Source organism: Gloeobacter violaceus PCC 7421 (assembly GCF_000011385.1).
GTDB classification, from domain to species: domain Bacteria; phylum Cyanobacteriota; class Cyanobacteriia; order Gloeobacterales; family Gloeobacteraceae; genus Gloeobacter; species Gloeobacter violaceus.
In genome coordinates this window covers 423113-443673 of record NC_005125.1, presented here as the reverse complement: position 1 = coordinate 443673, position 20561 = coordinate 423113, and the positions used below count along the sequence as shown (strand labels likewise).

Annotated in this window: 20 protein-coding genes; 11 read left to right on the top strand and 9 right to left on the bottom strand. The window is 64.0% G+C overall.

The window, feature by feature from the left end; all coding sequences use genetic code 11:
- The first annotated feature begins 12 nt into the window (after positions 1 to 12).
- Positions 13 to 1584 carry a citramalate synthase gene (gene cimA, locus GLL_RS02200; RefSeq protein ID WP_011140424.1) on the top strand — a complete coding sequence of 524 codons (1572 nt, stop codon included), beginning with the start codon at positions 13 to 15 and terminating at the stop codon, positions 1582 to 1584.
- On the opposite strand, the gene GLL_RS02195 is transcribed toward cimA, so the two are convergent.
- The 3 genes from GLL_RS02195 to GLL_RS02185 all read right to left on the bottom strand — a co-directional run bounded on the left by GLL_RS02195 (position 1574) and on the right by GLL_RS02185 (position 4050).
- On the bottom strand, positions 1574 to 2434 hold the full coding sequence (locus GLL_RS02195) for an SDR family oxidoreductase (protein WP_011140423.1): 861 nt from the start codon (positions 2432 to 2434) through the stop codon (positions 1574 to 1576). The genes cimA and GLL_RS02195 overlap by 11 nt on opposite strands.
- Before the next feature lie 23 nt (positions 2435 to 2457).
- Positions 2458 to 2844, bottom strand: a complete 387-nt coding sequence (locus GLL_RS02190; protein WP_011140422.1) for a four-helix bundle copper-binding protein — start codon at positions 2842 to 2844, stop codon at positions 2458 to 2460.
- A 108-nt stretch (positions 2845 to 2952) separates the two neighbouring features.
- Positions 2953 to 4050 (bottom strand): sensor histidine kinase, encoded by a 1098-nt coding sequence (locus GLL_RS02185; RefSeq protein WP_164928518.1) that lies wholly within the window; start codon positions 4048 to 4050, stop codon positions 2953 to 2955.
- Between the two features lie 93 nt (positions 4051 to 4143).
- Here GLL_RS02185 and GLL_RS02180 point away from each other — a divergent pair, with 93 nt between their 5' ends.
- The 4 genes from GLL_RS02180 (at position 4144) to ppc (ending at position 11476) form a co-directional block, all read left to right on the top strand.
- Positions 4144 to 5679, top strand: a complete 1536-nt coding sequence (locus GLL_RS02180) for a glycoside hydrolase family 3 protein (RefSeq protein ID WP_011140420.1) — start codon at positions 4144 to 4146, stop codon at positions 5677 to 5679.
- 36 nt (positions 5680 to 5715) lie between these two features.
- Positions 5716 to 6603, top strand: a complete 888-nt coding sequence (crtE, locus tag GLL_RS02175) for a geranylgeranyl diphosphate synthase CrtE (protein WP_011140419.1) — start codon at positions 5716 to 5718, stop codon at positions 6601 to 6603.
- A 79-nt stretch (positions 6604 to 6682) separates the two neighbouring features.
- Positions 6683 to 8524 carry an iron uptake porin gene (locus GLL_RS02170; protein WP_164928517.1) on the top strand — a complete coding sequence of 614 codons (1842 nt, stop codon included), beginning with the start codon at positions 6683 to 6685 and terminating at the stop codon, positions 8522 to 8524.
- A 132-nt stretch (positions 8525 to 8656) separates the two neighbouring features.
- Entirely contained in the window at positions 8657 to 11476 is a 2820-nt protein-coding gene (ppc, locus tag GLL_RS02165) for a phosphoenolpyruvate carboxylase (protein ID WP_011140417.1), read from the top strand.
- 16 nt (positions 11477 to 11492) lie between these two features.
- On the opposite strand, the gene infA is transcribed toward ppc, so the two are convergent.
- From infA to GLL_RS02150, 3 genes are all read right to left on the bottom strand, one after another.
- On the bottom strand, positions 11493 to 11714 hold the full coding sequence (gene infA / locus GLL_RS02160) for a translation initiation factor IF-1 (protein ID WP_011140416.1): 222 nt from the start codon (positions 11712 to 11714) through the stop codon (positions 11493 to 11495).
- A gap of 20 nt (positions 11715 to 11734) precedes the next feature.
- The gene (map, locus tag GLL_RS02155; RefSeq protein ID WP_011140415.1) at positions 11735 to 12502 is read right to left on the bottom strand and encodes a type I methionyl aminopeptidase; all 768 of its coding nucleotides are present in this window, start codon (positions 12500 to 12502) and stop codon (positions 11735 to 11737) included.
- 129 nt (positions 12503 to 12631) lie between these two features.
- On the bottom strand, positions 12632 to 13015 hold the full coding sequence (locus GLL_RS02150) for an AbrB family transcriptional regulator (protein ID WP_011140414.1): 384 nt from the start codon (positions 13013 to 13015) through the stop codon (positions 12632 to 12634).
- A 287-nt stretch (positions 13016 to 13302) separates the two neighbouring features.
- Between GLL_RS02150 and GLL_RS02145 the strand changes: the two genes are divergently transcribed.
- Genes GLL_RS02145 through GLL_RS02135 form a run of 3 tightly spaced genes read left to right on the top strand, consistent with a single transcriptional unit; the run spans position 13303 to position 15103 of the window.
- A complete protein-coding gene (locus GLL_RS02145; protein WP_011140413.1) occupies positions 13303 to 14019 on the top strand; it encodes a heme oxygenase (biliverdin-producing) in 717 nt (238 codons plus the stop codon).
- A gap of 27 nt (positions 14020 to 14046) precedes the next feature.
- On the top strand, positions 14047 to 14655 hold the full coding sequence (locus tag GLL_RS02140) for a ferric reductase-like transmembrane domain-containing protein (protein ID WP_011140412.1): 609 nt from the start codon (positions 14047 to 14049) through the stop codon (positions 14653 to 14655).
- Positions 14645 to 15103: a hypothetical protein gene (locus GLL_RS02135; RefSeq protein WP_011140411.1), complete on the top strand. Its 459-nt coding sequence runs from the start codon at positions 14645 to 14647 to the stop codon at positions 15101 to 15103. Before GLL_RS02140 ends, GLL_RS02135 begins: the two co-directional genes overlap by 11 nt.
- Here the strand turns inward: GLL_RS02135 and hisH are convergent.
- Together hisH and GLL_RS02125 are read right to left on the bottom strand one after the other, a co-directional pair.
- A complete protein-coding gene (gene hisH / locus GLL_RS02130; RefSeq protein WP_011140410.1) occupies positions 15084 to 15764 on the bottom strand; it encodes an imidazole glycerol phosphate synthase subunit HisH in 681 nt (226 codons plus the stop codon). The genes GLL_RS02135 and hisH overlap by 20 nt on opposite strands.
- Positions 15765 to 15792: 28 nt before the next feature.
- Positions 15793 to 16626, bottom strand: coding sequence for a prephenate/arogenate dehydrogenase (locus GLL_RS02125; RefSeq protein WP_011140409.1), 834 nt, complete (start codon positions 16624 to 16626; stop codon positions 15793 to 15795).
- Positions 16627 to 16846: 220 nt separating this feature from the next.
- Between GLL_RS02125 and GLL_RS02120 the strand changes: the two genes are divergently transcribed.
- Positions 16847 to 17143, top strand: a complete 297-nt coding sequence (locus GLL_RS02120; RefSeq protein WP_011140408.1) for a hypothetical protein — start codon at positions 16847 to 16849, stop codon at positions 17141 to 17143.
- Positions 17144 to 17216: 73 nt separating this feature from the next.
- Here GLL_RS02120 and GLL_RS02115 read toward each other — a convergent pair whose 3' ends face one another.
- Entirely contained in the window at positions 17217 to 19133 is a 1917-nt protein-coding gene (locus GLL_RS02115; RefSeq protein WP_164928516.1) for a DUF1565 domain-containing protein, read from the bottom strand.
- A 222-nt stretch (positions 19134 to 19355) separates the two neighbouring features.
- Between GLL_RS02115 and GLL_RS02110 the strand changes: the two genes are divergently transcribed.
- Entirely contained in the window at positions 19356 to 20360 is a 1005-nt protein-coding gene (locus GLL_RS02110) for a thiamine phosphate synthase (RefSeq protein WP_231848344.1), read from the top strand.
- Positions 20353 to 20559, top strand: coding sequence for a sulfur carrier protein ThiS (gene thiS, locus GLL_RS02105; RefSeq protein ID WP_011140405.1), 207 nt, complete (start codon positions 20353 to 20355; stop codon positions 20557 to 20559). The genes GLL_RS02110 and thiS overlap by 8 nt, the downstream gene beginning before the upstream one ends.
- The last annotated feature ends 2 nt before the right edge of the window (positions 20560 to 20561 follow it).

The window sequence follows — 20561 nt, the reverse complement described above, 5'->3', positions numbered from 1 at the left end:
CGGACCGAGACAGTGGAACGCATCTATCTTTACGACACAACATTGCGCGATGGCGCCCAGCGCGAGGGGATGAGCCTCTCAGTCGAGGACAAATTGCGCATCGCCCACAAACTCGACGAACTGGGGGTGCCTTTTATCGAAGGCGGTTGGCCGGGGGCCAATCCCAAGGACGATCAGTTTTTCGAGCGCCTGCACAGTACCCGTTTTAAGCACAGCGCGGTGGTTCCTTTTTGTTCGACCCGGCGACCGCAGGTGCGCGCGTCGGAAGATGCCGGATTGCGCAAAATTCTCGCTGCGGGGACCGAATGGGTCACCACCTTCGGCAAGTGCTGGGAGCTGCACGTGCACGAAGGTTTGCGCACCAGCCTCGAAGAAAATTTGGCGATGATCGAAGATACCGTCGCCTTCTTTCGCACCCAGGATCGGCGGGTAATTTTCGACTGCGAACACTGGTTCGACGGCTACTACAAAAATCCCGAATATGCCCTGGCCGCCCTGCGCGCCGCAGCCCATGCCGGAGCGCAGTGGGTGGTGCTGTGCGACACCAACGGCGGCATGCTTCCCCAGCAGATCCGCACGAGCGTCGAAGCAGTCCGGGATTACTGCCGGGAGCACAATCTCGAAGTGCAACTCGGCATCCACACCCACAACGATTCAGAAACTGCCGTGGCCAATGCCCTGGCCGCCGTCGAAGCGGGGGCGCGCATGGTGCACGGTACCGTCAACGGTTACGGCGAGCGCTGCGGCAACGCCAATCTCTGCGCGCTCATCCCGAATTTGCAACTCAAGATGAACTACGCGCTCATCGCCCCGGAGCAGTTGGCCCGGTTGACGGAAGTCTCCCATTTCGTGAGCGAAGTGGCAAATCTCGCTCCCAACGATCACGCCGCCTACGTCGGGGCGAGCGCCTTTGCCCACAAAGGGGGCATCCACGTGAGCGCCGTGCAGCGCAACCCCCAGACCTACGAGCACATCGTGCCGGAGAGCGTCGGCAACCGCCGCCGCATTGTCATCTCCGACCAGGCGGGCCTCAGCAACGTGCTCACTAAGCTCACCGAGATGGGCTTCAGTTTCGAGCGCCACGACCCGGCGGTGGGCCGTATCCTGCAGCAAATCAAGCTGCTGGAGTCCGAGGGTTACCAGTTCGAGGCGGCCGAAGCCAGTTTCGAGTTGCTGGTGCGTGAGTGCCTGGAGATCCGCAAATCCCTATTCTCCCTCGAAGGACTCTACACCGCCTGCCAGACCTTCCCGGACGGTACAGTGCGCTCGGAGGCCACCGTGCGTGTGCGCGTCGGCGAAGTGCTCCAGCACACCGCCGCCGACGGCAACGGGCCGGTCTCAGCCCTCGATGCCGCCCTGCGCAAGGCGTTGGTCGGCTGCTATCCCCAGGTGGCGGGCATGCACCTGGTCGACTACAAAGTGCGCATCCTGGATAGCGCCCACGGCACCTCCGCCCGCACCCGGGTTCTGGTCGAATCGAGCGACGGTCTGGGCCGCTGGACGACCATCGGGGTGTCGGCCAACATTATCGAGGCCAGTTGCCGGGCGGTCATCGAAGGGATTGAGTACGGCCTCAGCCGTTGACCACCTCGCCGCCGTTGGGATGCAGGATCTGGCCCGTGATGTATGACGAGTCGTCGCTGGCGAGAAACACGTAGCTCGGCGCCACTTCCTCCGGCTGACCCACCCGGCCCATCGGCGCAGAACTGCCGTGGGAAGCGGTGCGCTCCGGGGACATCGAGGCGGGGATCAATGGTGTCCAGATCGGGCCGGGGGCGACGCCGTTGACGCGAATGCCCTTTTCGAGCAGTGCCTGGGAGAGAGACCGGGTAAAAGCGACAATCGCCCCTTTGGTGGAAGAGTAGTCGAGCAGTTGCGGCGAACCTTTGTAGGCCGTCACCGAGGTGCTGTTGATGATGGCGCTGCCGGGTTTGAGGTGCGGTAGCGCCGCTTTGGTCATATAGAAAAAAGAAAAAATGTTGGTGCGAAAGGTGCGCTCCAGTTGCTCGGCGCTGATGTCCTCGATGCTCTTTTGCGGGTGCTGCTCGGCGGCGTTGTTGACGAGGATATCGAGGCGTCCGAATTCATCAACCACCTGTGCGACAGCCTGCCGACAGAACGACTCGTCGCCGATATCCCCGGCAATGGTGAGACAACGCTGACCGATTTCTCGTACCAGACGGCAGGTCTCCTTGGCATCGTCGTGCTCGTCGAGATAAAGAACGGCCACATCCGCGCCTTCTTTGGCGTAAAAGATGGCGACCGCCCGGCCGATGCCGGAATCGCCGCCGGTAATCAGCGCCACTTTGTCCTGGAGTTTACCGCTGCCGCGGTATTTGGGATCGTCGGCCTGGGGTTTCGGAGTCATCTCCGATTCGAGGCCGGGCTGGCGCTCCTGTTGCTGGGGCGGCTGGAGTTGCTGGGACTGAGACATGAAGACAACCTCAGAAAATAGATTTAGACGGTGGCGCCCAGGGACGAATCGGCGTAGGTCATTTTCTGGCAGGACTCCCCCGCCCGGCGGCAGGCCTCGGCGCAGGCTTGGAACTGCGGGTCGTCGCCCGCCATCTCGCTGTGGGCCGCCACCTGCTCGCAGACGGCGGCACAAATCGGGCTCAGGCGGGCGTGGTACTCGGAGCGGCGGCTCATCAGATTGGCGTGGGTTTGACAGAGTTCTGCGCAGTCGAGTAGCAGGCGCACCGGCGCCAGACCGGCCGCCTCGCCCCCAAGTTCGATTCGGCGCATCGCCGAAGCCAGGCAGAGATCGTGGGCCTTCAGGCACAGATCGATGCACTGCTGCATTTGGTCTTGGACATTGCTCTCGGCGCTGTACGAACCGTCCATGGGCGTCCTTTCAAGTAGATATGGCTTCCGCTTCACTTTAGGTTGGCCGCCCCGCCCGGCCGCTCTTCAAATCAGTCGAACATCGTCTACGCCCCAAGGCAGATAGTTTCAGCGGACGGTGGCGGTGGGCACCGGCCGCACCGGCAGCCGCACGCTCAGCCAGGCGCCGCCGGTCTCGGGGTGGTTGTCGGCTTTGACTATGCCCTGGTGCGCTTCGACAATCTGACGGACGATGGCGAGCCCCAGGCCGGTACCGCCGGTCTGGCGGGCGCGGGCCGGATCGGCGCGGTAAAAGCGCTCGAAGACCCGATCGAGATCCTGACGCGGAAAACCGGGGCCGCCGTCGATAATCTCGATGGTTACCCAATCGGGCTGTGAGCGCATGCGCACCCAGAACGCTTCGCCCTTAGGGCTGTAGCGCACGGCGTTGTCGAGCAGGTTGAGCAAGGCCCGGTAGAGGCGCTCTTCATCGGCACAGACGTTCACGCTCGCGGGGCTGTCGATCTCTATGCGCACCTGGCGGCGCTCGGCGAGCGGCTCCAGGGTGGCCCAGGTCTGCTCGACAAGTTGCACCAGATCCACCCCTTCTTTGAAATTCAACTGGGTGCGGCCCGCCTGCCAGCGGCTAAATTCGAGCAGATCCTGCACCAACAGATTGAGGCGCTGCACCTCGCCCAGTAGCCGCTCGAGCCAGCGCTGCTGATCCGGCCCCACCCGCGGCAGGACCATCTCGGCCACCAGCCGGATGGAGGTGAGCGGGGTCTTCAGTTCGTGGGCGGCGTCTCCCACCCAGCGGTCGCGCTGCTGAAGGAGTTGGGCCACCGCACTTTGATCGTCAAGGTAGAGTCCCACCCGCAGACCCGGCAGCGGTACCGCCAGCGCACCCACCATCCAGTCGCCGCGGACGGTCTTGAGGCCGACGTTGCGCTGCTGTACCGTCATGCCCCGGCGCGCCTGCAGCACCAGGTCCATCAAGGTGGCGTCCAGTTCGACCACGGGTAAACCGATGGCCGGCAATTCCAGGTAGCGACCGGCCAGGGAGCTGGCGGCGATGAGCCGGTTTTGGCTATCGAGCAGAACGTAGGCGACGGGGGCGGCTTCCAGCAAAGCGCGATAGATGGCGATCGACCCGCGCAGAGCGAGCCAGGTGCCCAGAGCGCCCAGCAGTGCTCCCGAGGCAATACCCACAGCCAGCCAGGGCCACACGGCGCCTTCTCCCCTCGCGTGCCTTCCGCCCCTATTGTGGCAACGCTCCCCTTGGGACACAATCGATGGGCCGTCGATGGGTCGCAGGTCGGAATGGCCAATTTACCGGGCGCCGCACAACTGAACTTAAAAGAAGCGATCGGCCAGTTGTTGGTGCCGCGCATCTCCGGGTTTTTGCTGGATCACCAGCGGCTCTATCCGCAGTGGGAGCTGGACGCAGCCCGCCTCGAAGCGGCGATAGTCACCCACGGCGTCGGCGGTGTGCTCGTCTACGGCGGCAGCCTGGGTGACACGTTCCTCAAAATTCAGGCGCTGCAGCAGCAGGCGGCCCTGCCGCTTCTAGTCGCCGCCGATCTGGAGGCCGGGTGCGGCCAGCACATCCGCGGCGCCACGGTGCTGCCGGTGGCCCGTGCCCTGGGGGCCGCGGCAGAAGCCGACTACGCCTACCACTGCGGGGCGATCACCGCCCGGGAGGCGCGCTCGGTGGGCATCAACTGGGTGCTCGCCCCCTGTCTTGATGTGATGAGCAATCCCCGCAATCCGGTCATTGGTTTACGCTCCTTCGGCGAAGACCCACGGGAGGTGGCCCGCCTGGGGGTGGCCTTTGCCGCCGGATTGCGCGACGGCGGGGTGCTCTCCGCTATCAAACATTTTCCCGGCCACGGCGACGTCGAGGTCGATTCGCACCTGGCGCTGCCGGTGCTCGGGCGCGGACGCGACAGGCTCGAAGCGGAGGACTGGCTGCCCTTTCGGGCGGTCCTGGCGGCGGGGGCCGACAGCTTGATGAGCGCCCACCTGCGTGTGCCCGCCCTCGATCCCGAATGGCCCGCCACCCTCTCGCGGCGGATCCTCACCGAGATCGTCCGCGAAGGGTGGGGCTACACGGGCATCATCGTCACCGACGCCCTCAACATGGGGGCGATCGCCGGTTGGCCCGCCCCGGCGGTGCGGGCCCTGCAAGCCGGTGCGGACGTGATCATGATGCCCGAGAGCGTGCCCGACACGGTTGATCTAATCGTCTCGGCGGTGCGGCGGGGATTGCTCAGCGAAGAGCGGCTCTACGCCTCGGTGGAGCGGGTGCTCGCCGCCAAGGCGCGCCTGGCGCCCCCATCCGCTTCGCCCCTCGCCATCGAGCAGCGCTCCGGCCAGGCCCTGGAGCGGATGATCGCCAAGGCGGCCGTGACCGTCGAGCGCGACCGGGCCGGGCTGTTGCCGGTTCCCTGTCTGAAGCCGACCCTCAACATCCTGGTGGTCGACCGCTGCCTGGACGGCGCGGTCGCAGCCGATTCGCCCATCCTCGAGCGCCGCGAACTGGGGCCGCACTACGAGACCCACTGGCTGGAGGCAGCCTCGGGTGAGGAGTACCTGGCGTTTTTGGGCGAGCGCGCCGCTGCCCATCGGCGCACGCTGGTGCAGGTGCTCACACCGGTGCGCGCCTACCGGGGAACGGCCGGGGTGCACCCGGCCGCAGAGCACTTCTTGCAAAGCCTTGCGGGGGAGCGCACGATCCTGGTGAGCTACACCAATCCCTACCTTGGACGGCAGTTCGAGCAGCTCTCGACGGTGCTCAACGCCTTCAACAACGGCCCCGCCAGCCACGCGGCGGTGCTGGAGCGCCTGGAGAGCTAGGGTCCGGTACAATTTCTGTGCAGCAAACCGCAAGCCATGTCACAGTTCGACCTCGACGCTTACCTGCGCCAGTGCCGCTCGCAGGTGGAAGCCGCCCTCGACCGCTATTTGCCCCAGCAGTACCCGGACAAGCTCTACGAAGCGATGCGCTATTCGCTGCTGGCGGGAGGCAAGCGCCTGCGGCCGATTTTGTGCCTGACCAGCTGCCGGATGTCCGGCGGCAGTGCGGATTTGGCGATGCCCACCGCCTGCGCCTTGGAGATGGTGCACACCATGTCGCTCATCCACGACGACCTGCCCGCCATGGACGACGACGACTACCGCCGGGGCAAGCTCACCAACCACAAAGTCTACGGCGAGGACATGGCCATCCTGGCGGGCGACGCCCTGCTCGCCTACGCCTTTCAACTGATCGCCGAGAAAACCGTGGGGGCGCAGCCCGAGCGCGTCGTCGAGGTGCTCGGCCGTCTGGGCAAAGCGGCGAGCGGCGCCGGTCTGGTGGGAGGCCAGGTGGTCGATCTCGAATCGGAAGGCCGGACAATCACCCTCGAAACCCTCGAATACATCCACACCCACAAGACCGGTGCCTTGCTCGAGGTCTCGGTGATCTCCGGCGCCATCCTGGCCGGGGCCGACGGCGGGGTCGTCGAGCGGTTGACCCGCTACAGCCGCTGCATCGGACTGGCCTTCCAAATCCGCGACGATCTGCTCGACATCACCGCCACCCAGGCTGAACTGGGCAAGACCGCCGGTAAGGACTTGCGCGACCGCAAGGCGACCTACCCGAGCCTGCTGGGCTACGACGGCGCGCGCGACCGCGCCGAGCAGTTGCGGGAGCAGGCGGTGGCGGAACTGGCGGATTTTGGGGCATCGGCGCGACCGCTGACCGCCCTTGCCGAATTTATCGTGCAACGGCGCCATTAAAAAACTGTGCCCGGCGCGAAATCGTATGCGATTATGATTCTGGACCACGTGTGCGCTGAATGGTTGAGGAGTGTTAACAATGCGACATGCTTACGTAAGCTTGGGGCTGGCCGGTGTGCTGGGCCTTCTTGCTGTGGTCGCGCAACCGGCTTCGGCCGAGATGCCGACGACGAGCGTCAACGATCTGAGTAGCCCATCACTGTTCGGGCAACGGGGCCGTTCGACCGCCCAGGTCAACTCGGTCTCGGAGTTGACCGACGTCGATCCAAATTCCTGGGCGTTCCAGGCGCTCAAGAGCGTCGTCGAGCGCTACGGTTGTCTGGAGGGCTATCCCGACAAGACCTACCGGGGCAACCGGCCGCTGACCCGCTACGAATTTGCCGCCGGTCTGAATGCCTGTCTCGAAAAAGTCAACGAACTGATCACCGCTTCCACCGCCAACCTGGCCACTAAAGAAGACCTGGCCACGCTGCAGCGGCTGCAGGAAGAGTTCCGCAACGAACTGGCGGCGCTGCGCGGTCGCGTGGACGCCCTCGAAGCGAAAACCAAAGAAATCGAGTCGAAGCTCTTCTCGACGACCGCCAAACTCGACGCCGAAGTGATCATGGCCGCCAACATCCAGGGCGGCGACGTCAACTACAACTACGTGGATGGCGCCGGCAACTCCCAAGGGTTCGGTGGTCAGGCCAACGCCAACTTCATCACCCGCACCCGCCTCAATATCCGGGCCAATTCGCTGATTACCAGGGGCGACCAGTTGCGCGTCCGCCTCAACGGCCGCGCCGGCGAATCGACGCCCTTCACCTCCAGGCAGGGCCGCGTCGCCCGCGTCGACTACGCCGAATCGACCGGCGGTCCCCTCGACGGCCGCTCCGCGGTCGACTTCGACAAAGTCTACTACGACTTCCCGCTGTCGCTGTTTGGCGGCACCAACAACCTGCGCATCCGCTTCGGCCCGCGCATCGAAAATATTGACCTGCTCGGCCGCAACAAGTTCACCCAGAACGAAGGCCAGCAGTTCTCCTTCCGCAACTTCCGCAAAGACCCGCTGCTGATTCAGATTCAAGAAAGCTCCCACCCCGGCGCCCATATCGACCTGCGCTTCTCGCGGCAGTTTGCCCTGCGCATCTTCTACGCGGCGCGCGACGGCGGTTCGGCCGGTGGTATTGCCGACGAGCCGGGCAACGTGCCCTTCGGCGGTTCAGGTCTGTTCGGCGGCAGCACCCAGATTGCGGCTGAGATTGGTTTCCAGCCCACCCCGTCGATCGACATCGGTATCGGCTACAGCTACGTCAACGTCTCCTCCGCGGGCGGCAGCACCGGCTTTATCTTCGGTGACGCCTCCGGTTCGGGCGGCGGCGACGGTCGTCTGCGCTACGACGCAGGCAACGTCAGCAACGTCGGCCACAACATCTTCAACGCCCACGTCGATTGGGACATTCTGCCCCAAGTCGCCATCTTCGGCCGCTACACCTTCGCCAACTCCAACTTCTACGGCTACGCCAACGGCGGTGCGAACGGCGTGAACGTGGGCGGTTCGCTCGATTCCAACACCTGGATGGCTGGTCTCGCCTTCCCCGATCTGTTCGGCCGCGGCAACGCGCTGCAGGTGGCCTACCTGCAGCCCATCCAGATCTCCAACAACGGCGTGATTGCCTTCCCGACTGAGGGCAGCAACCCGTCCGACGATCCGCGCGGTGCGCAGAACGTGTTCGAAGGCAGCGTCAACCCGATCACCGGCGTGGTGAGCGGCCTGCCCTTCAACCGCACCGGCACCGAGGGCAACGTCGCGGTCGCCTACCGCTTCCGGGTCTCCGACCGGCTGTCGCTCACCCCGGAGGTGCTCTTTGTGATCAACCCCAACAACGTCAACCAGAATGGTCTGACGGTGGGCAACGTCCGGGCCACCTTCGAGTTCTAAGCTGTTTGTCATCGATACAAAAAAACCGGGCCTGGACCCGGTTTTTTTGTATCATCAGAAGACTTTCTATAGCCAATCGCCCCAGGCTGCGCTGGTTCATAGAATGGCGGTACATTCGCAAGAGGCCAAGACGTGAACTGGGACACTCCGATCGACCTTGCTGCCGCCGGTTCTCCCTCGGCACTCTCCCACCAGTCGCTGCGCGACAACATCGAACTGGTAGAGCAACTTTTGCGGCAGGTGGCTGCCCAAGAAGGCGGGGGCGATCTGGTGGAACTGCTCGATCGGCTGTGGGCCTCCCACCAAGATCGCACCGGCGAGGGCCTGGCGCTCATCCGCGAACTTTCGCTCGAGAAATCGGTGCTCGCCATCCGGGCCTTTTCGATCTATTTCCAGCTCATCAATATCGTCGAGCAGCACCACGAGCGCAAGCGGCTGCGGTTGCAGGCCAGTTTCAGCGCCGATACCGCCCAGCCGGGCTCCTTTTGCTGGCTGTTTGACGAGATGAAAAGCCTCGGCGTCTCCACCCCCGAGATCGAGCGCGTTCTGCAACAACTCGATGTACGCCTGGTGTTTACCGCCCATCCCACCGAGATCGTCCGCCGCACGATCCGCACCAAGCACCGCCGGATCGTGCACCTGCTGGATGATCTCGACAACGCCCTCAGCGAATGGCAGCAGCAGCAAGTGCACACGACCATGCTGGAGGAAATCCGCATCTGGTGGCGCACCGACGAGTTGCACCAGGTGCGCCCGACCGTGCTCGACGAGGTGGCCCACACGGTCCATTACTTCGAGGAAGTGCTCTTCGAGGCGATGCCACGGGTGCGCAGCGAACTGGTCCGCTGCCTCGACATGTTCCATCCCTCGCTCACCCGTTCGCTGGGTACCTTCTGCCGCTTCGGCTCCTGGGTGGGCTCCGACCGCGACGGCAATCCCTCGGTGAACGCTCTTGTCACCTGGAAGACCGCCTGCCACCAGCGCAGCCGGGTGCTCGCCAAGTACATCAAGAGCGTCGAGCGCCTGCGCGATTTGCTCAGTCTCGCCGAGGGCAACCCGCCTCAAGATCTGCTGCTGGCCCTGGAGCAGGACCAGCGCGACCTGGGCGAGGTCTACGAACGCTATTCGGTGGTCTATCTGCAGGAACCTTACAGGCTGAAGCTGTCCTACATCCTCGAACGGCTGGAGCACACCCGCGAGCGCAACGCCTGGCTGGAGGTGCACGGTCCCCAGCGCCTCAGCCAGCCCGACGAGCCGGGGTGGCTGCACTATTACCGCCACGCCCACGAACTGCTGGCGGAACTGCACCTGCTCAGGCAGTGCCTGCGCACCACCGGAATCGGTTGCCGGCCCCTGGAGACGCTCATCGATCAAGTGGAGGTGTTCGGCTTTCATCTGGCCGGTCTCGATGTGCGCCAGGACAGCACCCGCCACGAGGACACCCTCACGGAGGTGAGCGCCAAGCTGCGCCTGACGGCCACCCCCTACGCCGAACTCGACGAGCAGGCGCGCCTGGAGTGGCTGGTGCGCGAACTGCAGACCCTCAGACCGCTCATCCCGGCGGAATTGCCCTTCTCGGCCCGCACCGAGGAGACCATCCAGACTTTTCGGATGATCCGCAGGCTGCAAAAAGAATTCGGCTCCGAAATTTGCCACACCTACATCATCTCGATGAGCAAGCAGGCAAGCGATCTCCTGGAGGTGCTCCTCCTCGCCGAAGAGGCAGGATTGTTCGATCCGGCCACCGGCACCGGCACGCTGATGGTGGTGCCGCTTTTTGAGACGGTCGAAGACCTGCGCAACGCTCCGCACGTCCTCGAGCAGCTGTTCTCGCTGCCGCTCTACCGCTGTTACCTTACCTGCCACCAGAATCTGCAGGAGGTGATGCTGGGCTACTCGGACTCGAACAAAGATTCGGGCTTCCTCTCGAGCAGCTGGGAAATTTTTCTGGCCCAGCAGCACATCCAGCAGGTGGCCCGCCGCCACGGTGTGCAGCTGCGCATCTTCCACGGCCGCGGCGGTACCGTCGGCCGCGGGGGCGGCCCTTCCTACCAGGCTATCCTCGCCCAGCCCGACGGCACCGTGAGCGGCCGCATCAAGATCACCGAGCAGGGCGAAGTGCTCGCCTCAAAATATTCTCTCTTCGAACTGGCCGCCTTCAATATCGAGACGGTGACCGCGGCGGTCATCCAGGCGAGCGTGCTGCCCACCAGCCCGCCCGGCAGCCGCAACTGGGAACTGCGGCTGCAGGAATTGTCGGATGTGGCCCGGCGCACTTACCGGCAACTGGTCTACGAGCAAGAAGGTTTCATCGACTTTTTCTGCCACGTCACCCCCATCGACGAAATTTCCCAACTGCAAATCAGCTCCCGGCCGTCCCGGCGCGAAGGCCGCCGGGATCTTGCCAGTCTGCGGGCGATTCCGTGGGTGTTCTCCTGGACCCAGAGCCGCTTTTTGCTGCAGGCCTGGTACGGTCTGGGCACCGCCCTGGACGGCTTCATCCGCTGCAACCGCGAGCGCAACCTGGCCGAGTTGCGCTCGATGTACCGGCAGTGGCCGTTTTTTCGCACGCTGATTTCGAAAGTCGAGATGACCCTGGCCAAAGTCGACCTGCAAGTTGCCGCCAATTACGTTCAGGAGCTGCTGCCAAAAGAACACGAGCACACCGGCGAGTGCATCTTCGCGCTGATTGCTGCTGAACTGGAGCGCACCCGCGAGTGCGTGCTCGCCATCACCGAGCACCGGCAATTGCTCGAAGACAATCCCCCCCTGCAGCGTTCCATTGCGCTTCGCAACGCCACGATTGCACCGCTGGGTTATTTGCAGGCTACCTTGCTCAAATACCTGCGCTACGAAAACCGCCAGCCTCGATCCTATTCGCGCAACGAGCTGTTGCGGGGGGCGCTATTGACCATCAACGGCATCGCCGCCGGTATGCGCAACACCGGCTGAGCGGGCCGGGGGCCGCCTACTTGCGCAGGCGGTAGGTGATGCGCCCCTTGGTGAGATCGTAGGGGGTCAATTCGACTTTGACGCGGTCGCCGGGCAGGATCTTGATGTAGTTGCGGCGGATCTTGCCGGAGATGTGGGCGAGGATGTTGAAACTGTTGTCGAGTTCGACCCGAAACATGGCGTTGGGGAGCGACTCGACAACGGTTCCTTCCATCTCAATGACGTCTTGCTTTGCCAAGGACAACTCCTGAATAAAGGTCAGACCTTCGAACGGTCGGTAAGAATCTCGTAGCCGTCTCGGGTGACCAGAACTGTGTGTTCGAACTGGGCTGAGAGCGAATTGTCGAGGGTGACCACCGTCCAGCGATCGGCCAGCGTGCGGGTGGCGTGGTGGCCGAGGTTGACCATCGGTTCGATGGCCAGGGTCATACCCGACTTGAGCTTGGGATCGGGAATCTCCCGGGTGCGAAAGTTGGGCACCTGGGGCTCCTCGTGCAGGTTGCGCCCGACGCCGTGGCCGACGTACTGGCGTACCACCGAGAAGCCGTAGCCTTCGACGTAGTCCTGGATGGCCCCGGAGACTTGCTGCAGATGCACGCCCTGGCGCACCTCGCGGATGCCCTTGAGCAGGGCCTCCTCGGCCACCCGGATCAGTGTGCGGGCCTCCTCGGCAAGCGGCTCAAGACCGATGGTCACGCACGAATCGCCGTGCCAGCCGTCGTAGATGGCCCCAAAGTCGACTTTGAGGACATCGCCGGGTTTGAGCCGACGCTTGGCGCTCGGAATGCCGTGGACGACCTCGTGGTTGATCGACGTGCAGATGCAGGCGGGAAAACCGTGATAACCCTTGAAGGCGGGGATGACGCCAAAATCGGCGCAGCGGCGCTCGGCGTGGGCGTCGAGATCGCCGGTGGTCAGGCCCGGTTCGGCTAGGGCCATGATTTCTTTGAGAACCGTTGCCACAATCCGGCCAGCTTCGCGCATCTTGGCGATCTCGCGGGTGGACTTGATCTCAAGCAGGGCCATGGCTTTCCTTCATCGACTGTAAACACAGCATCGCTATCATTAATATTATTGCAGAACTTCGTACCTAGCCGCCGCCGCCCGCACCCGCCCGCTCCGCTGGAGCGTTTGGCGGAGGCAGGCGATCCCCAGCTACTCGAGCGGTGCCCCGTCGGTATCGACCTGGACCAGCTTGATGTGCTTGCGGCCGATTTGAATCTCGAATGTCGTGCCGGGTGTCAGACCCATTTGACGGGTATAGGCAGCACCGATGAGCAGGTTGCCGTTCTGTTGAACCTGAATGCGATAAGTCGCCTTGCGCCCGCCGCGCACACCGTTGGTCTGTTCTTCTTCGACGGGTCTGAGGTTGATGTTGTTGGCCTGGAGCACCGCGTTTTGAAAGGCGAGCATCTTGACGCGCTGCTGACCGGTCTTGGTGGTTGTAGTATAGCCGGCCATTTCAGCAAGCTGCTTGGCACTCCGTCCGGGATTCTGTTTGATAAGCTGCAGCAATTCCTTGCCTGCGACTGCCCCCATGACAACTCCTGTGGAAATGAATCTATCTGCTGATTCTAGAGTATTTTGGTTGTTGATAACAACAAGATCAAGGTCGGATTCGACTTTTGCTGTCGGCAACCCGGACGATATGCGCTCCTGTACAGCCCTGTTCTGCGACGTTTCCCGGCACCCATAGCACTGCGCGCGCTGGGAGTCGCCGGGATGCGGGCAATCGCTTCAGAATTCTTAATGGCCTTCACCGGGCTGCCCTTGTGCTCCCGCCGGGAGGGTAAGGCACAATTCATAGGGAGTGTAGGGAGAACAGAATGGAGCCATTGTCCATCATGCTGCGTGAGGGCACGCGCCAGGCCCACACGATGGCAGAGAACGTCGGTTTTGTGAAATGTTTTTTGAAAGGTACGGTCGAGCGTAGCTCCTACCGCCAGTTGATGGCCAACTTCTACTTTATCTATGGCGCCCTGGAGGACGCCCTGGAGGCGCACCGCGATCATCCGGTACTTCGGGGGCTTTATTACCCCGAACTGTATCGGCGCGCGTCGATCGAGACGGATTTGCGCTATTACTACGGTCCCGGCTGGGCCGATCAGGTGCGTCCCTCGGCGGCGGCCGAGCGCTACGTCGAGCGTATCCGCACCGTGGCGCGCACCGAGCCCGCTCTGCTGGTCTCCCATTCCTACACCCGCTACCTGGGCGATCTGTCCGGTGGCCAGGTGCTCAAGGAAATCGCCCAGCGGTCGATGGGGCTGGGAGACGGCACCGGCACCGCGTTCTATGATTTTGAGACAATTGCCGATGCCCGCACCTTCAAAGCCGGGTACCGGGCGGCCCTCGACACCTTGCCGGTCGACGGGCCGCTGGCCGGCCGGATTACCGAGGAAGCGATCGAGGCGTTCCGCTACAACATGCGCCTGTTCGAAGAGCTCGAAGGCAGCTTGATTCGCGCCATCGGCCAGATGGTCTTCAACTCGCTGACCCGGCGGCGTTCCCGCCAGAACCGCGAGGTGGTCACCGCCTCCGAGTAGGGCGCTCTCGCCCAATACACTGGAAGCATGGTCCGCGCCAACACCCCCTGGCTCACCACCCTCGCCGTGCTGGTGGCCGCCTACATCGTCGCCGCTCTGCTGGAGACGGTCACGCTCATCCTGTTCAGAGGCCATCTGCAGGGCCAGCGCCTGGGCGAGTACTACGGTTATGCTTCCCTCGCCTGCCTGGGGCTGGTGCTTAGCGCCCCGGCCCTCGGTCGGCAGCTGTTGCTTTCTTGGCGGCGCGGGCTGGGGCTTTCGGCCCTCGGCTTCGCCGCCGCCCATACCTACTTGACCTTTGAGCATGTGCTGGGCGGGCACTGGGAAGCTCTCGATTTTCTAGGTGGCGAGGAGCGGTTGGTCGCCTGGCTTGGCGTTGCCGCCCTCGGCCTGATGCTGCCGCTGGCGCTCACCAGCACCAACGGCTGGATCCGGCGGTTGGGTCGGCACTGGCGGACGCTGCATCTGCTGGTCTTTCCGGTGGCCGGGCTGGCGCTGGTGCACGCTGTGTGGTTGGGGGCGTCGGGCTGGCCGCTCAAAGTGCTGACGCTCCTGGCCGCAGCGGTTGTGCTTTTGCTGCGGATCCGACCCCGGCCCAAACGCCTTGCGCGCAAGGAGCACATCGATGCCTCGTAAATGGTTTGCAACGGCCGTCCTGGCGGCCACCGCCCTGGCCGGCTGCCAGTCCAGTGCCGACGGTCCGACTGCCACCCTCGGCAACCAGAACATCGGCACACCCATGGCGCCGGGCGGCGAGCGCCGCCTGACACTGCCGCCCACCCAGTACGAGCGGGTGCACTTTCTGGGCCGGCCGGGTCAGAAGGTGCAGGTCGTAGTCGAAGGACCGGGGGCCGCACCGCTATCGCTGTCGATCTTCCCGGTGGTCGCCACCGGTGAAGCCGGCCGCTTCGCCAACGCCCCCAAGGATTTTGCGCTCAAACCCTTTCAGCGCACGGCCCCCCTGCCCCTGAGCGCCGAGGTGGTCCTGCCCGCGGGCTGGAAGAGCACCGATGCCGTCGTTGTCGAATTGAAAAACATCGGCGGGACGGTGGCGGAGCCCACCCTCAAGCTGGAGGGCGAGTAGCGCAGCGGGCCGCTACTTCGGCGGCGCTGCGCGAAGCGGCCCGCTCAACAAAGTTTTTGAGGATGCGCAGTCCCGTGTCCGCTGACTTTTCCGGGTGAAATTGCACCGCCATCAGGTTGTCCCGGCACACGGCGGCGGTGAAGTGCTGGCTGCCATGCACGGCGGAAGCGGCGCGGTCCTCGGCGCGGGCAGGATCGACGTAATAAGAATGCACAAAGTAAACCCAACCGCCCGCCGCCAGATCCCGCCACAGCGGGCAATCGACATTGTCAAAGTGCAGTTGGTTCCAGCCCACATGGGGAATGGTGAGGCCGGGTTCGCTCCGGAAGCGGCGCACCCGACCGGGCAGCAGCCCCAGGCCCGGCAGTCGTCCTTCTTCAGAGGAGTCAAAGAGCACCTGCAGCCCCAGACAGATGCCCAGCATCGGCTGTCCTGCGCGCACCAGTTGGATAATCGCATCTCCCAGCCCCCGGTCGTTGAGCCGGGTAATCGCCGTGTCGAAGGAGCCCACCCCCGGCAGCACGACGCCGTCGGCGGCGCTCAGCGTCAGGGGCTGGCCGCTGAGTGTCACCCGCGCTCCCATCGCCTCCAGGCCCTTGCGGGCCGAGTGCAGGTTGCCGACGCCGTAATCCACCAGGGCAATGTTTGGGGTGCGCGCCATCGCCGGGTCCTCCAGAATTGTTCCCATCTTAAATCCCGCCCTCGCAGACCTCGCGGCGGGTCTTGCGGCACTCGCCGAGCCGTTGCTCCACCGCCTGCCAGTCACCCGCAGCGATCGCCTGCTCCAACCGGCCCAGATGGTCGCGGTAGGAGCACAACTCCGCAAGCAATGCCGCGCGGTTCCATTCGGCCATCGCCGCCCCCAACTGCGGGTTGCCGCCGCCGACCCGGGTGGTGTCAAAAAAACCGCTGCTCGCCAGAGTCGATGCGGTCGGATCGCCGCTCGCAGCCAGGTTCAGCAGCAAAGCGGCACCGACGAACACCGGCAGATGACTGATGCGCGCCACCGCCCGGTCGTGGGTCTCCGGGTCGGTGCGCACCAACCGGGCGCCCAACTCCCCCACCAGGTCTTCGAGGGCGGTGCAGGCGGCGGCCGGGGTGCGCGGCGTCGGGGTAAGCACATAGGGCCGTCCGCGAAACAGCCCCGCCCGGGCGGCCGAGAGTCCCTGCGCTTCACCGCCCGCCATCGGGTGGCCGCCCACAAAATTCGGCCACAGCGCCTCCGCCGCCGGGACGATGGCGGCTTTGACCGAGGCCACGTCGGTAAGAATGGTCTCGGGCGGCAGAACCGCCGCGAGCGCGCGGATCGTCTCTAGCGTGAGGCCAATGGGTGTACACACAAAGACCAGCTCACAGCTTCCGAGCAACCCGAGGGACTCGCCGCCCTGGCGGATGAGGCCCTGGGACAGCGCCTCAGCGACGGTGGCGCTCGAGCGCGAGACGCCTGTGATCTCGTGGTGTCGGCCCAAATCGTGGGCGAGCGACCCCCCGATCAGACCCAGGCCGACGATCCCGATTTTCATGGTCCCTCCAGTAACAATTGATAGAATCCCGGGGCGATTCTCTCTGGAAAATCCTCGGACTAAGCCGTGGGTTTTCTTTAGAAAATAAGGCCGAATCGCTCTCCAGTAGGCTTTTTTGCCTTCGATACCCGCCGCCCACAAGCTTAAAACAAACCAAAAATTGCGGGGCCATAGAGCCGAAGCTTTCTAATATGAGGTATCTTTTGCGGGTTCGGCCAGCATGGAAAGTTTACAAGAAAAGGTAGATGGGTTGTACGGCAGGTTGGAGCAGCTGCAAGCCGCCCTAGAAACGCTTCCAGAGCAAATGATCATTGCTTTGAAATCTAACAACACTCCCGGTCCGGTCGCGATCAAAGATGTGCTCCCCGAAGAGGAGATGACTTCACGACCACCGTCGGCAAATGGCAAGACGCTTTCGCCCGAGGCCCAGATCCAGCGGTTGACGGCCCAACTCACCGCCGCCTACAACCGCATCGCGGCCCTCGAAGACCAACTGATGGCGCGCCGCAGCCTCTAGCGACGCCACTCGCGATATCTCCAAAAGAGGGCGGGAAGAAGCCATTCTTCCCGCCCTCTTGGTCCGCACCAGCTCAACCGGGCTGGTTCACCGGGACCAGAATGGCTCGAAACCCTTTGTCTGAGAGCGTCTGCACCAGTCGGTTGGCGTTGTCTTCGGAGGAGAAGACGCCCACCTGGAGGACCGGTTTGCCCTCGTACATTTGCTGGATCACCCTGGCCACCAGCTCTTTGAGCAAATCGAGATCGGCACTGCCGCTGTCTGTGACCAACACCCGGTAGGCCAGACCGGTGGCAGGTTTGGCAGCTACGGTTTCACCCGGCGTTGCGGTAGTCGGTCCCGCGGCGGCGGCGGTATCGGCAGCGGGTTTAGCGGCGGGTGCCCGTAAGACCGGGCTCGCCAGAGCGGTGGCAGATGCGGCGGGGGTTGTAGCGGCGGGCACAGGAGTAGCAGAGACAGGGCTCGCTTTGGGCGCGATAGGGGGAAGCGGGCTCACCTGAGCGGCGACGGGGGCTTCGGGAGTAGCCGGGCTTGCTTTGACGGCGGGTGCCCCAGGGGAGAGCGGGCCTGGCTTCGTGATGGGAGTCTCGGGAGGGGTTGTTGGGCTCGCCTTGACAGCGACGACCGCCGGGGCGACAGGCTTCGCGGTGACTTGCGGTGCACTTGCCGGTTTGGCGGCAGTGGCGGCAGCCGCTGGTGGTTTGGCGGGAGCCTGGCTGATGGTGGGTTTGGTGGGTTTGCTGGTGGCCAGGTTGCTGCCGGTGGGTTGGCCGGCCGGGACAGCAATGGCGTTGAAGCCTTTTTTGCTCAATTGCTCGACCAGCTTATCGGCGCTCGCCTGGGAGCCGAAGGTGCCTACCTGTTGGTATGGCTTGCCTTCATGGGTCTGGGATTTGGGCTTGAGCGCAAGCCCTTTGATGGCGCGCAGTTGCGCCGGTTTGCCGTTGCTGACCAGCACCCAGAAGCCGACATTGGGGGCGACGTTGCGGGTGGCGAGCGCGACGATCTCCGCTTCGGCGGTCACCTGTCCCTCGAGGCGCGGTTTGTCCCACTTGTTGCCCAGGGCCACCAGCGGCAGGGCGGGCCGGGTGACATTGTTGATGTCGGCCCGGCCGTTGCCGCCAAAGGTATTGTTGCCCGCTTCGCTCTCGGTGCCCATATCGGCGGAGGCGAGCAGCACGACGACCACGCCGCTGCGGCGGTTGCCGGTGATCGTATTGTTTCGCAGCTTCGGGAAGGACCGGCCTTCGATGACGATGCCGTCGACATTGTCGCGCACGGTATTGCCCACGATCTGCGGTCGGGAGCGGCCGGTGACGTTGATGGCGAATCCCGTCTTCTCGAAGATGTTGTTTTCGATAAGCGGCGTGGACTGGTCCGCGGCCGTCAATCCGTCGGCGATGTTGCCCGAAAAGTAGTTGTCGGCCACCTTGGCGCTGCTGGCACCGGTGATGAAGATGCCGTCGTGCAAGCTGCCGATAAAAGAATTGTGGGCGATCACCGGGCTGACCGATTCGATCCAGAGGCCCTTGCCCCGGTTGCGCGGGTTGGTGATCGTCACGCCGCGGATGGTTACTTCTTTGCCGACGACGATCGTCGCATCCTGGCTTGCGAAGGTGGGGCTGACGTGCTTGCCGCCGCCGACGATTTTGATGCCCTGGCCTTTGGTCGCTTCATTGCCCACCAGGTTGCGCATGGCCAGTTGGATGGGAAACTGTTCGCCGGTGGCCTCCGAGTATTCGCCCTCGGCCAACTGCAAAGTCACCCCGGGAGGCGAGCCGAGGATTGCCCGGGTGATCGTTTTGAACGGTTTTTGTTTGCTGCCGTCGGCGGTGCTGTCGTCGCCATTGACCGCGTCGACATAGGTCATGCTCAGATCGCGCTCCAGATCTGCCTGGGCTTGAACGACACTTGCTGAAGCCGTTCCCAAAAGCGACAGGGCGAGCGTCCAACCTACTAGGCGACGCACCACGGTATCGGAGAACTTCATCGTCACTCCTCGAAAATTCGGCCTGGATAAAAGCTTATCGGCGACACCACATTAACATGGCAAAACCCTGAATTGCGGGGATGATCCACAACATTTAGCGCTTTCTCCCCCGCGCAAAGCAACAGAATGGCGCCCCCCGCAATGCGGTGGCAGAGAGTCGTTTTTGGTGGGCCTGGGCAGGGGAGCATCGGCGGTGCTTCAATGGCGGTTGTGGAAGAGCAAGTGGTTCTGAGAATTCTCGATGCCAACCTCGATCGCGCCCGCGAAGGCGTGCGGGTCGTCGAAGAATGGTTGCGCTTCGGCGGCGGTCCGGGCGAGTCCCTCGCCGAGTGCAAAGCGTTGCGCCAGCAACTGGGCCGCTTTCACACCGAGCGGCTGCGCGCCGCCCGCGACACGCCCCACGACCCGGGCACCGGGCTGGAGCACCCCGACGAAGGGGTGCGTAGCAGCCCTCTGGATGTGGTAAGGGTCAATTTTGCCCGCATTCAAGAAGCCCTGCGCGTCCTAGAAGAGTACGCCAAGCTCGTCCAGCCGGATCTGGCCGCCGCGGCCAAGGAATGGCGCTACCGAGTCTATACCCTCGAAAGTACCGCCACCGGCGGCGATCTGCGCACCCGGCTTGCGGCGGCCCGGCTCTACCTGGTCACCTCGCCGCACCCCGAACTGATCGAGATCGTGGAGCACGCCCTGGCTGTGGGGTTGCCGCTGGTGCAATTGCGCGAAAAAGAAGCGCCCGCCCGCGCCGTACTCGATATCGCTCTAAGGTTGCGGGATGTCACCCTTCGCCACGGAGCGCTGTTTATAGTCAACGACCGGGTGGATCTGGCCCTCGCCTGTGGGGCGGACGGGGTGCACCTCGGCCAGGAGGATCTGCCGCTCGCTCGGGCGCGGGCTTTGATGGGACCGCGTTTGCTCATTGGCCAATCGACCCACGCCCCGGCCGAGGCGCAACAAGCCGTCGCAGACGGGGCCGATTACCTGGGCGTCGGCCCCGTCTACGCCACTCCCACCAAACAGGGGCGCACGCCCGTGGGCCTGGAGTACGTGCGCCACTGCCGCGAATCGATCGAACGACCGGGCTTCGCCATCGGCGGCATCGACCGGAGCAATCTGGAGGCGGTGATCGCCGCCGGAGCCGAGCGCATCGCGGTGGTGCGTGCGATCATGGCAGCGGAAGATCCGGGCCGCACGACCGCCTGGTTTCTGGAGAGGTTGAACCGTGGTTGAAACGGTGCGCGTCAACGGCGAGGAGCGGACGTTCGCCCCTGGCACGACGGTGAGTGCGATGCTCGCCCAACTGGCCCTCGAACCGCGGCTGCTGGTCATCGAGCGCAACGGCGACATCCTGCACCGCCAGGACTGGGAGCAGACGACCGTCGCCCCTGGCGATCGCTTTGAGATTGTGACGGTGGTGGGCGGCGGTTAGCG